Origin of the sequence: Methylobacterium sp. 10 (genome assembly GCF_000519085.1) — a bacterium.
GTDB lineage: Bacteria > Pseudomonadota > Alphaproteobacteria > Rhizobiales > Beijerinckiaceae > Methylobacterium.
The window spans coordinates 756,755-770,512 of record NZ_KI912577.1 but is presented as its reverse complement, the minus strand read 5'-3'; the positions used below and the strand labels follow the sequence as shown (position 1 = coordinate 770,512).

The following is a 13,758-nucleotide window of genomic DNA, read 5'->3' as shown; positions in this document are numbered from 1 at the left end:
CCGAGACTTGGTACTACACGGCCGCCATACCTTCGAGCACGTCGTTCAGGGACGCGACACCCGGATGATGCACGACCAGACGGGTCCGGTCTCCGGCGTTACAGTATTTGATACCCCAGAGAGCGGCCTGTGTTCTATTTCGAACATTGATCTTCCGGAGGATCGACTTCACGTTGCCCTTCACGCGCCCTTCGGCAATGGCCAGGCGCTCGGCGATCGCGCGGTTCGAATCGCCCTTGATCAGGCAGGCGATGATGCTGAGTTCCCGCTCCGAGAGATGGAATGCCTGATCGTCCGAGGGAGGTCGATCCTCGCTGGTGGACGCGGGTGCCTGATCCTCCTCCTGGCATGGCTCGGTCTTCACATTCGCACGAATGGACAGGTGCGGCACGACGCAGTGATCGAGAAGGATCAGTTCCAGGGCCTGCACCAGCGTATCCGAACCGGCGCTGGAGAGAAGGATGGCCGCCGCGCCGCTTTCCAGCATCGGAGCCACATGCTCGGCTTCACAGGTCGCGCAGATGCAGATGATGAAGCTATGGGGAAAACGAAGACGAGCGCCAAGGATGTCTTCGGTCGGCGCATCTGCTTTCGGTTGAAGACTCATGATAATAATAAGATTTGATTCAAATGTTTCGTTAAAATCTTGGACTTGATCCAGGCTTCCCACCATGGAAACCACGTCGAAGCCGCTCTTTATCAAGATATAGCGTAAACCTTCCCTGTAGAGCGCCGTTCCACCGCTAATGACGATGGCCGGACGTTTTGCGGGAGCAAAATTGAGTCGTGGAAAGGTAGTTCCCGATACATGAATCATCGCTGGACCCCCACCAAATCGCGTTGAATAAATCGATCTCTCCGTCTTCAAGTAATGTACAGTTCGATACATTAAATTGAGAGTCTGGTATGAATTGGAACAATCTAATCGTCAATGAAAAATGGGTTAGATAATCCTTATTTGGTCATCCCATTTGATCGATGGCAGATTCCGACTTCTCCGGTCCATCTGGAATATCTACGCAAATGCTAATTTGCGACGGTTTTCTGTGCGAACATTGAGAGGTGCACTCGCGGATTCCTGCGGCATCTCACATTCAGGGACTGTATTGATTCCGCTCGGATCGTTCGGGTCGGGTCATACGCCCAGATCGTCCGTTCGGAGTAGGTCTCTTTCGATCTCCGATGACTGGCAGTGCGAGGTACAATCGGCGGCATACAGCTGCAGTCATGTGAGATTCGATATGTTGGGCAGGTGGTTGGACACTCATAACAGCTTTGCCGGCTCCAAGAGATCGATCGGCTCCTGCGATCCGGCGCAGGCCGGTTCGGTCCGCGCGCCGTTTCCCGGGGGAGGGGGGTGGGCCGAGTCGTTCCGACACGACCATGCCGACCTCGTCGGCCCGATGCGGCCGGGGTCCCGCTTTTCGGGCAACCTCTATTGGCTGCTGGCCGCGACCTCCATCCTCAGCGCGATCGTGTTCGGCTTCGTCGTCGAGACGACCCGGTCCGTGGGAGCACGCGAGGCGCGCCAGACTCAGGACGGATATCGAGCCGCCTTGCAGCAGGCCGAGGACAGGATCACGACCCTCGCCCTGGAGCTTCGTTCGGAGAAGGACGCGGCCGAGATCGCCCGCTCCCTCCTGGGCCGGCAGGTCGATGAGGGGCGCCGGGCGCTGGAGGCCGTGGAGGCCGACCTGAAGCGGACGCGTTACGATCGCCAGCTCCTGTCCGCCCGCGCGGAGGACCGCGAGCAGGCGCTCCGGCGCCTCGAAGGGCAGTTCGAGGCCAGTCGCGGGGAGGTGTCGACCCTCCGGTCCGAGGCTGCGGATCTCCAGGCCCGCGCCGATGCCGCGATCCGGGCGCAGACGCTGGCGGATGAGGCCCGCCGGGTGTCCGAGACCGCCCTGGCGGAGGCCGGGCTCGCCCGCGATGGGGATGCCCCGGCGCGGATGGAGCTGGCGTCAGTCGATGCCGACGCGGCAATCGACGCCGCCAAGGCCGACGTTGCGGAGGGCGGGTCCGGCGCGGCGCGGGCCGCTGCCGCCAAGGTCCCGGAGCTCGCGCCGGTGGACGATGCGCCCGTGAGCGACCTGCGCCCGAGATGGTTGACGCTCGGCGGCGCCACCTTCGCCTCCCTCGACGCCCTGTCCTATGCGAGGGGCATCGCCCCATCGAAGCCGAAAGCGACGCCGACGCCCCCCGTCCTCCGCCGCGCGTCACCGCGCCCGAATCGCGGGCGGCCCCCGGCGAACGCCGCCGCGCCGGCACCGGCAGAGTCTTCCCCCACCGCGAAGGCGCGGTCCGATGACGGAGGCGCCGGCCCGAACGGCGAGGTCCACGAACCGGTCCGGGCCTCGCGTCTTCCGGTTTCGTCACTCACACGCCCGCCGCTGACCCAGGGGGCGCCGCAATTGAAATCCGCCCGCGGCGACGGGGCGCCCTCGGGGAAAAAGCTCAGTAATCCGAAGTAGCGCTTCTCTTGCGCGGATTAAAACAGCATTCTTTATTTGGAAGGTCGATGAAACGATTTCGGTGCGTCATGCGGCCCCGGGTTCGTCTCAATAATCCCTTTCAGGAATGATGACGGGTGCGGATTTTGTCCGGATCGTTATCCAATATTCGATCTTCATCCCAAATTGTTATTGTAATTGACGTCATTGTTTGCCGGAAACAAGCCTTTCGTCTCGATGTCCGACATTCGAAAGCTGTTTTCTTGTTTCATGCCATCGATTCCCATGACGTGCAGCGGTGCCGGAGCCTGTCGAGATGGAATTCATCGGGAACCGTCCTCGGGACGATACGGTCGCACATCACGCTGAGGACGATGCGAGACCCACCGCCTGCTTCATCGGCGATGGGACGCTCCTGATCCGATGCGCGGAGCTCTTCCTGGCCGCGGGGCATTCGATCTCCGCCGTTGTGACGCGAGATCCCCGCGCCGCCGACTGGGCGCGCCGCGCGGGGCTCGCCATCATCGAGAAGGATGCGTTCCTGAAGGGGGGCCAGGGCCAGGCACCGGTCGATTTCCTGTTCAGCGTCGGCAACCTCGATGTGATCCCGCCGGCGGCCCTCGCCCGTGTCCGGCGCCGCGCGATCAACTTTCACGATGGCCCCCTGCCGAGGCATGCCGGCCTCCATGCCACGACCTGGGCGATCCTCGCCGGGGAGACCTCCCATGCCGTGACGTGGCATCAGATCGACGAGACCGTCGATACCGGCGCCATCCTGGCGCAGGAGCATTTCGACATCCTGCCCAATGATACCGTCTTCAGCCTCAATGGCCGCTGCTACGAAGCCGGAGCCTCCAGTTTCGCCGCCCTCCTCGACGGGCTCGTCTCGGGCCGCGCGGAAGCGAGGCCGCAGAGGGGCGAGCGCAGCTACCATGGCCGGCTCAAGCGCCCGGATCGTGCGGCGACCCTGGATTTCCACCAGCCCGCCGCCAGGATCGCGGCCCTCGTCCGCGCCCTCGATTTCGGCCCGGTGCACAATCCGCTGGCGCGGCCGAAAATCTTCACCGGGCAGGATCTCGTTCTCGTCCGGGGCGCGGACATCGGTCCCGCCTCCGATCATCGGCGGCCCGGCACGATCACGCGGGTGGGGCCCGATCTCGTCTGCGTCGCCACAGCCGATCGCGAGATCGTCCTCACCGGCCTCACGACTCCGCGTGGCGAGCCGGCCGGGGCGATGTTCGACGTCGGCACGGTCCTGCCGGAGATCGAAGGGCCGCGCGCCGAGGCGATCACCGCCGCCCAGCGCGTTGCCGCCGCCCACGAGGCGTTCTGGATCGAGCGCATGGCCGATGTCGCCGCGCCGACGCTGCCCTATCCCCGTCGCGGGTCCGGCGGCACCGACGCCGCGCCGTATTCCGTCGCCATCCCGCTTGCCCGGACCGCGAGCCTGGACGACACGGCGGCGGCCTTCGTCGCCTGGATCGGCCTCGTCTGCGACGCTCCACGGGTCACTGTGGCGCTGAGCGGGGAGGCCAAGTCCGAGACCAAGTCCGAGACCAAGACCGAGACCAAGTCCGAGGACGAAACGGGGAGCGGGCTGGAGCCGTGGTTCCTGCCGGACCGTCCCCTGACCCTGGCCCTCGACCGGGACGGCACCGTCTCGGACCTCCGGGCCGCATACGGACAAACGCGCGCGGACCTCGCCGCCAGGGGGATTCTGGCCGCCGATCTACCGCCACGCGTCGCCTCGCCGGACTTGCGCGAAAGGGCCGTCGGATGGCGCAAGATCGGCATGGCCCATGGCGGTGCGAAACCGGGTCTCCTGGCGCGTTCCGGCTCCGAGTTGTTGCTGGTTCTGAGCGAGAGCGGGGACCGGGCTCGGCTCCTCATCTGCGGCCGGACCTTCGAGGTTGAGGTCGCCGAGGCCATGGCCGGGCAGTTCGCGGCCTTCCTCAAGGCGTTCCTGGCCGATCCCGGAATCCGCCTCGGAGCGCTCCCCCTCGTGCCGGAGGAAGAGGCGGCGATCGTGGCCGCGCTCAATGCCACCACCGCGCCCTTCGCGGAGGATCGCAGCATCCACGACGAGATCGCCGCCAGGGCCGCAGCGTCACCGGAGCGGGATGCCGTGATCGCCGGTAAGGCCCGCCTCACCTATGGCGACCTCGACCGCTCGGCCGGGGAACTCGCCGGCCGCCTCGTCGCGGCCGGGATCGGGCCGGGGACCATCGTCGGCATCTGCCACGAGCGGGTGCCCGACCTCGTCGTCGCCGTCCTCGCGACCCTGAAGGCGGGTGCTGCCTACCTGCCCCTCGATGCCGAGTATCCGCGCGAGCGCCTCGCCTACATGCTCGAGGATTCCGGCGCCGAGGTGCTGCTGACGAGCCGCCCCATCCAGGAGCGCCTGGCCTTCGCCTCGACGACGGTGCTCTACACCGCGGAAGCCCAAGGCGAGGTCGCCTCGCCGCCCGGGCGTGCCGGCGGTGCGGACCTCGCCTACGTCATCTACACCTCGGGTTCCACCGGCCGGCCCAAGGGCGTCGCGATCACCCATCGCAACCTGATGAATTTCTGCGCCGGCATGGATGCCCGCATCCCGCACGATCCCCCCGGCATCTGGCTCGCGGCGACGAGCCTGTCCTTCGATATCTCGGTGCTCGAAATCCTCTGGACCCTGGCGCGCGGCTTCACATTGGTGCTGCACGGCCAGCGCTCCGAGCCGAGTTCCGGCCCCGGATTCAGCCTGTTCTACTTCTCGAACGACGACGCGGCGGACCCGCAGGACAAGTATCGCCTCCTGCTGGAGGGCGCGCGCTTTGCCGACCGCAACGGTTTCGAGGCGGTGTGGACGCCAGAGCGGCATTTCCACGCCTTCGGCGGCCTCTACCCCAATGCGGCCCTCAGCGCCGCCGCCCTCGCCAGCTGCACGGAGCGCGTCAAGATCCGGGCGGGAAGCTGCGTCCTGCCGCTCCACCATCCCCTGCGCGTCGCCGAAGACTGGGCGATGATCGACAACCTGTCGAAGGGACGGGCCGGCATCGCCTTCGCGTCGGGTTGGCAGCCGAACGACTTCGTCCTGGCGCCCGAGCGCTTCGCGGAGCGCAAGGAGAGAATGGCGGGGCAGATCGACGACATCCGCCGCCTCTGGCGCGGCGAGCGCCTGCCGTTCCCCAACCCGCTGGGCAAGATCGTGGAGATCGGCACGATGCCCCGGCCGATCCAGCCCGAACTGCCGATGTGGCTGACGGCCGCCGGCAATCCCGACACCTTCGTCCAGGCCGGGCGGCTCGGATGCGGCGTCCTCACCCATCTCCTCGGCCAGACCCTCGAGGAACTGGCCGACAAGATCCGCCAATACCGCATGGCGTGGCGGGATGCCGGTCATGCCGGCGAGGGGCACGTGACCCTCATGCTCCATACCTTCGTGGGCGAGGACGAGGATTTGGTCCGCGAGACCGTCCGCGAGCCGATGAAGCGCTATCTCGGCAGCGCGATGGACTTGGTCAGGCAGGCCGCCTGGACCTTCCCGACCTTCGTCCAGCGCGCGGCGTCCGACGGCCGCACGCCGGCCGACATCCTCGATGCCGGGGATTTGTCGGCCGCCGATCGCGACGCGCTGCTGGACCACGCCTTCGAGCGCTATCACCGCACCAGCGGCCTGTTCGGCACCCCGGAATCCTGCCTCGGCATGGTCGAGGCGGTGCGGCGCATCGGGACCGACGAGATCGCCTGTCTCATCGATTTCGGGGTGCCGACCGATCTCGCCCTCGACCATCTCGAGAACCTGAAGCGGCTGATGGTCATGGCCGGAACCCTCACCGCGACGGTGCCGGCCTCGGTGCCCGAGGACATCGTCCGGCACCGGGTCACCCACTTCCAGTGCACGCCCTCCATGGCCCGGATGCTGGTGGCCGATGCGGCGGGCCGCCACGCCCTGGGGCAGCTCGGAACCATGATGGTGGGCGGCGAGGCGCTGAGCGCGGAGCTCGCCGGCCGGCTGCGCGACCTCCTGCCCGGCAAGCTTCTCTGCATGTACGGGCCGACGGAGACGACGATCTGGTCGGCGGTGGTCGAAATCGACGGCGTCGGACGCGCCATGACTCTCGGCGAGCCCATCGCCAACACCACGTTGCACGTGCTCGACGCGCACCGGCGCCCGTGCCCGGCCCATGTGGCGGGCGAACTCCATATCGGCGGGGAGGGCCTCGCCCGTGGCTATCTCGGCCGCGAGGACCTGACGGCGGAGCGGTTCGTCCCCAATCCCTTCGGTCCGGGACGGCTCTACAGGACGGGCGACCTCGTCCGCCGGGACGCCTCGGGAGCGTTGGTTTTCCTCGGGCGGCTCGATCACCAAGTAAAGGTCCGGGGGCACCGCATCGAGCTCGGCGAGATCGAGGCCGCCTTGGCGCGGCAGCCCGGCATCGCCGCCGCAATCGTGGTGGCGCGCGAGGACAGCGACGGGGACCAGCGCCTGGTGGGCTACGTCACCGCCAGGGACGGCGCGGTCCTGCGGCCCGAGGCCCTGCGCGAGGCGGTCGCATCGACCCTGCCCGCCTTCATGGTGCCGGCCGTGATCGCCGTCCTGCCCGCCCTCCCGATGACCCTGAATGGCAAGGTCGATCGCGGCGCGCTGCCCGCGCCGCAACAGTTACCGGAGACGCAACCCGCATCGCCCGAGGTGCCGATGAGCTCGGTGGAAGCGCTGATCGCCGGCATCTGGGGCGAAGCGCTCGGGCGCCCGGTCGTCGCCACCACGGAGAACTTCTTCGATCTCGGCGGTCATTCCCTCCTCGTGGTGCAGGTCCAGCGCCGTCTCGGCGAGGAACTCCGCCGCGAGATCGCGATCACGGACCTGTTCCGCTTCCCCACGATCCGCACCCTCTCCCTGCATCTCGGAGGATTCGCCACCGGCCCCTCGGCGGCGGACCGGGGACACGACCGGGCCAAGGCGCGGCAGGCGCTCCGACGCCGCCAGGAGATGCCGGCGACGGTCGCCTGAGTCCTCGGCCATCTAAAGACACGTGAGGTACGCCATGAATTCGCCGACCCCCCACACAGCAGGTGATGCACCCGGCCGGATCGCCATCATCGGCATGGCGGGGCGTTTCCCGGACGCCGCCACGACCGGCGACCTCTGGAATCTGCTGAAGGCGGGACGCGAGGCGACCCATTGGTTCAGCGACGAGGAGCTGCTGGCCTCCGGCGTCTCCGCCACGCACTTGCGCGACCCGCGCTACGTCAAGGCCGGCATGGTCCTGCCCGACATGGAGGCGTTCGATGCGGGCTTCTTCGGCCTGAGCCCTCGGGAAGCCGCCATCCTCGACCCCCAGCACCGGCATTTCCTCGAATGCGCCTGGGAAGCACTGGAGGATGCGGGCCATCGTCCCGAGGCGTTTCCGGGCCCGATCGGCGTTTTTGCCGGCTGCGGGATGCAGGCCTATTTCGCCAACAACCTGATGACGAATGCCGAACTCGTCGATCAGGTGGGGCTCTTCCTCCTGCGCCACACGGGCAACGACAAGGACTTCCTCGCCACCCGGGCCTCCTACCTCCTCGACCTGCAGGGGCCGAGCATCTCGGTGCAGACCGCCTGCTCGACCTCACTGGTGGCAGTCCATTTTGCGGTCCAGAGCCTGCTGTCCGGCGAATGCGACATGGCGCTGGCCGGCGGGGTGACCATCGAAGTGCCGCACCGGCAGGGCTATCGGGCCGCCGAGGGCGAAATCCTGTCGCCGGACGGGCATTGCCGCGCCTTCGACGACGAGGCCAACGGCACCCTGTTCGGCAGCGGGGTCGGCATCGTGGCCCTGCGCCGGTTGGAGGACGCCGTCGCCGCCGGGGATCACATCTACGCGGTCATCTGCGGCTCGGCGGTCAACAACGACGGCTCGACCAAGGCCGGCTACCTCGCCCCCAGCGTCGAGGGACAGGCGCGCGCGGCGGCCGAGGCCCTCGCCGTCGGGGGGATCGCCCCCGGAAGCGTCAGCTACATCGAGGCGCACGGAACCGGCACGCCGGTGGGAGACCCCATCGAGCTCGCGGCCCTCAGCGAGGCCTATTCCATCCCCGGCCGGCGCCAGTTCTGCGGCATCGGCTCGCTCAAGACCAATATCGGGCATCTCGACACGGCGGCTGGGGTGGCGGGCCTGATCAAGGTCGCCTTGGCCATGCATCACGAGGAACTGCCAGCGAGCCTGAACTGCGCCCGGCCCAACGGCCGGTTCGATTTCGCCGCGAGCCCGTTCGCCGTGGTCACGACGGCCAGACCCTGGCCACGGACCGGGACACCCCGGCGCGCCGCGGTGAACTCCCTCGGGGTCGGCGGCACCAACGCCCACGTCATCCTGGAGGAGGCACCGCCCGTGCCTGTGCCGGGTCCCGCGCGAGACTGGCAGATCCTCGCCCTGTCGGCACGAACTGCCGAGGCCCTCGACGGGGCGAAACGCAAATGGCGCGAGAGGCTGGCCGACCCCTCGCCGGGGCTGACGCTGGCAAACGCGGCCTTCACCACCCAGGCCGGCCGCCGTGCCTTTCCGCATCGCTGCGCCGTCATCGCCCGCGATGATGCGGGGGCGTGCGAGATCCTGGCCAGCCACACACACCGCCGCATGGGCCTGGGCAACGCCGGTGCCGGGACCGTCGGCGCGGTCTTCATGTTCCCCGGCGGCGGGGCGCAGTATCCGGGCATGGGTCGCGATCTCTACCGGGACGTCCCGGCCTTCCGCGAGGCGCTGGAGGCCTGCCTCGCGCTGCTGCCGCCCGATGCCCCGGACGGCCTGCGGGCGCTGCTCCTCGACAGCGAACCGGGCGACGCCGCCGCGGCCGCCCTCCTCGCGCGGCCGCGCTACACCATCCCGGCCCTGTTCGTCGTCGAATACGCCACGGCGCGCATGATGCTCGCCTGGAACATCCGGCCCGCCGCCGTGATCGGGCACAGCATGGGCGAGTATGCCGCCGCCTGCATCGGCGGCGTAATGTCCCTCGCCGATGCCCTCTCTGTCGTCGTCCTGCGCGGGCAGATCTTCGAGGCCGTGCCCGCAGGCGCCATGCTGTCGGTGTCGCTGCCCTCGGCGGAATTGCGCGAGCGCATCGGCGGTGCCCTCGACATCGCGGCGGAGAACGCCGCGACGCTCACGGTGGCGACCGGCTCCGTCCACGAGATCGCCGCCCTCGAACGGCGGCTGGCGGAGGACGGGATCGAGTTCCGCCGGCTGCGCATCGACGTCGCCGCCCATTCGCGCATGCTCGACCCCTTCCTCGACCGCTTCCGCGCGCGCCTGGCATCGATTACCCTGCGCGACCCGACGATCCCCTTCGTCTCGAATCTCAGCGGCGCGTTCGTCGGGCCCGGTGAACTCACGCGGCCGGACTACTGGGTGTCGCATCTCCGGCACACCGTTCGCTTCGGCGCCGGCGTCTCGGCGATCCTGGCCGAGCCCGATCGCGCGCTTCTGGAGATCGGGCCGGGCCACAGCCTCGGCGCTCTCGCGCGCCTCGCGGAAGGCGGGGGCTTCGCCCCGCTGGCCATTGCTCCCACCTTGGGCCAGCCCGGCGATACGGAACCGGATGTCTGCGTCGCCCTGACCGCGATCGGCAAGCTCTGGGCCTGCGGCCATGACGTCGATTGGGCGGCGATCCGCGGGGGCGACGACGCGCGCCGGGTTCCGGTGCCGACCTACGCCTTCGAGAAGCACCGGCACTGGATCGCGCCGGTGCGGGCGGCAACGATGCCGTTGGCCCTCGATGCCGGGGCGGACGGGCTCCAGCGCCTCGATTCCATGGAGAACTGGTTCTCGGTGCCGCACTGGATGCCGGTGCCGGTTGCGTCCCGCGCGGCCGCGCCGGATCGGACATGGCTGGTCTTCGCCGACGCCTCACGCCTGAGCACCGCGATCCTCGCGGCCCTGGAGAAGCGGGGCGCGAGCGTGACCGTCGTGCGGTCCGGCGAGGCCTTCACGATCCGCAACCGTCTGTTCCAGCTGCGGCCCGACCAGCCGACCCAGTACCGGGACCTCGTCGCGGCCCTCGACCGCGAGGGAATGGCGCCGGATCACATCCTCCACCTCTGGTCGATGAGCGCGCCGGACCCGTCCCCGGAGCGACCCTGCGCCGAACAGGCGCTGGCCTTCGACAGCCTTCTCGCCCTTTGCCAGGCAATACAATATTGCGACGTCGCATTGCCGCAGCGCCTGAGCGTCGTGACGCGGGAGAGCCAGTCGCCCCCGAACCATGCGGCCCGGCACCCGGAGCGCGCGACCCTGCTCGGCCTGTGCCGGGTCCTGCCCCGCGAGATGCCGGGCCTGGCGACGCAAGTCATCGATCTCGGCGGCCAGGATGCTCCGAGCCGCGACGAGGATCCGGTGGCGGAAGCCGCCCTCGTTCTCGCGGAATGCGATGCCGAGCACGGCGTCGACCTCGTGGCCTATCGCACGGGCGCGCGACTGGTTCAGCGGATGGTGCCCACGCGTATCGAGGGGCCGGCGGGGCTTCCCCATCGGCTGCGCCGGAGCGGCGTCTATCTCGTCACCGGCGGGTTCGGCGGCCTGGGCCTCGCCCTCGCCGGGTGGCTGGCGCGCGATGTGAACGCGCGGCTCGTGCTGGTGGGGCGCGATGCCTCCGCGCATGTGGCGGCGATCCGCGATCTGGAAGCCGAGGGGGCGGAGATCCTCGCGGTGAGCGCCGACGTGACCGACCGCTCGGCCATGGAGCGGGTCATCGTCGCCGCGCGGCAACGCTTCGGCGCGCTCCACGGCGTGTTCCACGCGGCGGGCTCCATCGACGATGGCCCGATCATGGAGAAGACCGTCGAATCCAGCCGTCGGGTGATGGCGCCGAAGCTGGCCGGTGGCCTGATCCTCGACGCTCTGCTGCCGCAGGGAAGCCTCGACCTGTTCGTGGTGTTCTCCTCCACCAGCGCCCAGATCGGCCCGCCCGGCCAGGTCGATTACGCCGCGGCCAACACCGCCCTGGACGCCCTGGCCGCCCGGCGCGGCGACGGCCTCTCGGTGGCCTGGGGAATCTGGGGCGATATCGGCATGGCGGCCCGGATCTACGGGGGAGCGGCCATGTCCGGTACCCCCGAGGGTCATCCGCTCCTCGGGGTCGAGACCGGCCGCACCGAGACCGCCATCACCTTCCAGGCCCTCTACGACCCCGCCCGCATGTGGGTGCTGGCGGAGCACGTCCTCGACGGCCGTCCGATCCTGCCCGGCGCGGCCTATGCGGAGATCGCGCTCGCGGCCGCCACGGCGGGGTTCACCTCCTCCGGCGTCGATCTGCGCGGGCTCACGGTCGATCTTCCCCTCGTGTTCGAGCCCGGCGTGAAGCGCCTCGTGCGCACCACGCTCACGGCTCTCGACGGCGGCGGTTTCGCCCTCTCCGTCGAGAGCCGCCCCCTCCTGGGCGAGGAATGGGTCGAGCATGCCCGCGCCACCCTGTGGCCGGGATCGACCCTGCCCTGGGCGGTCCGGCGGGTAGCCCGCCGGGCGGCGCGCCGGGAGGGGGTGCACGCGCTTCCGGGCCTCGGCTTCCCGCAGGGCGAGACCGTGACGTTCGGGCCGCGCTGGCGCACGATACGCTGGATCGAGCGCGGCGATTGGGAGGCCGTGGCCGAACTCGAACTGGCCGCCGAGTTCGCGGGCGACCTCGACGGGATCACGGCGCACCCGGCGCTCACCGATATCGCGACCACCTTCGGGCTGCATCTCCTCGCGCCCCCGGCCGACGACATGGTCTACGTCCCGACGTCGATCGAGCGCATGCGGATCGCGCCGGGCCGCTGGCCCTGCCGGATCCGCAGTCACGCCCGGCTCACGGCGCTGCAGCACGGCGCCTCCGCCCGGTTCGACGTGGTCATCGGCGATGTGAACGGGGTGCCGCTCGCCGTCTTCGAAGGCTTCACCCTGCAGAGCGTGTCCCGCGCGGTGAAGTCCTCGCAGGCCGAGGCGCATCCGCCGAGCCTCGAGGCGCGGCTCAAGGCCGGCATCATGGCGGCGGACGCTCCCGACCTGTTCCGCCGGGTCCTCGAGTGCCGGGGCGTCGGGATCGTCGCGTCGTCGATCGCCCTGTCCGACCTGCGCCGGGAGGCCCTGGCCGCGATCCGCCCGAAGCCGGTGGCGGCACAGCGTTCGGCCCGGCCGGCCGGCGGCGAGCCGGACTACGCGAGCGAGATCGAACGCCAGATCGGCGGGTACTGGGCGGACCTGCTCGGCGTCCCCGCGGTGCGTCCCCAGGACGACTTCTTCGAGCTCGGCGGGTTTTCGCTGCTGGCGGTGCGGCTGTTCGCCCGCATCCGCAAGAACCACGACGTGGACTTGCCGATCGCCACCCTGTTCCGCGCCTCCACCCTGCGCCAGCTGGCGAGCCTGGTCGGCGGGATGATCGCGCCGGAACCCGCGGCGGACGGCACCGAAGGAGCGGCGGCGTCGGACAAGGTGCTGGCGATGCCGCCCGTGGCCTGGTCGCCCCTGGTGGAGATCTGCCGGGGCGTCCCCACCCGGGCCCCGATCTTCTGCATCCATGGCGGCCAGGGCAACGTCCTCAACTTCGAGAAGCTGAGCCGGCGCCTCGGCCGGGACCAGCCCTTCTACGGATTGCAGGCGCGCGGCGCCGACGGGCGGCTCGCGCCGCTGGAATCCATCGAGGAGATGGCGGCCTCCTACATCGCGGCCATCCGCGAGGTCGACGCGCATGGTCCCTACCGGATCGCGGGCTATTCCGGCGGCGGGGTGATCGCCTACGAGGTCGCGCAGCAGCTGACCCGCGCGGGCTATTCCATCGCGCTCCTCGTCCTCTTCGACACCCTATCGGCCACCAGCGCCGCACGGCATCACAGCACCGTCGAGCGGCTCTGGGCGGTCCGCCGCTGGAGCCTCGGCTATACGCTCGGCTGGCCGTCCCGCCTGATCGAGCGCCGCCGCCGCGCCGCGGAATTCGCGCGGGAGCGCTTCGACCCGAACGTCCCGATCCCCGACATGTACCGCGCGCAGTACATCATGAACGCCTACCTCGTCGCGCAGAGCCGCTACACCCCGGAGCCCTATGCGGGGAGCATGCTGCTGTTCCGCTCGACGGATGCGTATGTCCCCTATCTCCTCGCCGGCCCGGATCTCGGCTGGGGCGGCCTCGTCCAGGGGGGGATCGACATCCACAAGATCGCGGCGACGCACGAGACGCTGTTCCAGGAGCCCGCCGTGGACAAGCTCGCCGGCATCCTCCGGCGCAGGCTCGACGCCCTGATGCACTATCCCGTGCGCAAGAGCGCCTGATGCGGGCGCCGGCCGATCACCCCGGATGCCGCATCGCCTAGGCC

4 protein-coding genes are annotated in these 13,758 nt (G+C 69.3%); 3 read left to right on the top strand and 1 reads right to left on the bottom strand.

The genetic code is table 11. The annotated features are described in order from the left end of the window. Positions 1-13: 13 nt before the first annotated feature. On the bottom strand, positions 14-817 hold the full coding sequence (locus tag K368_RS25470) for a response regulator transcription factor (RefSeq protein WP_197030975.1): 804 nt from the start codon (positions 815-817) through the stop codon (positions 14-16). Positions 818-1,256: 439 nt separating this feature from the next. Here K368_RS25470 and K368_RS0103495 point away from each other — a divergent pair, with 439 nt between their 5' ends. From K368_RS0103495 to K368_RS0103485, 3 genes are all read left to right on the top strand, one after another. After that, a complete protein-coding gene (locus tag K368_RS0103495; RefSeq protein WP_027171176.1) occupies positions 1,257-2,471 on the top strand; it encodes a hypothetical protein in 1,215 nt (404 codons plus the stop codon). A gap of 295 nt (positions 2,472-2,766) precedes the next feature. Then, positions 2,767-7,446 (top strand): MupA/Atu3671 family FMN-dependent luciferase-like monooxygenase, encoded by a 4,680-nt coding sequence (locus tag K368_RS23820; RefSeq protein WP_051439736.1) that lies wholly within the window; start codon positions 2,767-2,769, stop codon positions 7,444-7,446. Between the two features lie 34 nt (positions 7,447-7,480). Beyond that, positions 7,481-13,714, top strand: a complete 6,234-nt coding sequence (locus tag K368_RS0103485) for a type I polyketide synthase (RefSeq protein WP_027171175.1) — start codon at positions 7,481-7,483, stop codon at positions 13,712-13,714. Positions 13,715-13,758: the final 44 nt, after the last annotated feature.

What these genes read in the sequence shown, in the direction of transcription:
- K368_RS25470 (WP_197030975.1), bottom strand. Translation starts at nt 817, where the DNA reads ATGATTCATGTATCGGGAACTACCTTTCCACGACTCAATTTTGCTCCC.
- K368_RS23820 (WP_051439736.1), top strand. Translation starts at nt 2,767, where the DNA reads ATGGAATTCATCGGGAACCGTCCTCGGGACGATACGGTCGCACATCAC.
- K368_RS0103485 (WP_027171175.1), top strand. Translation starts at nt 7,481, where the DNA reads ATGAATTCGCCGACCCCCCACACAGCAGGTGATGCACCCGGCCGGATC.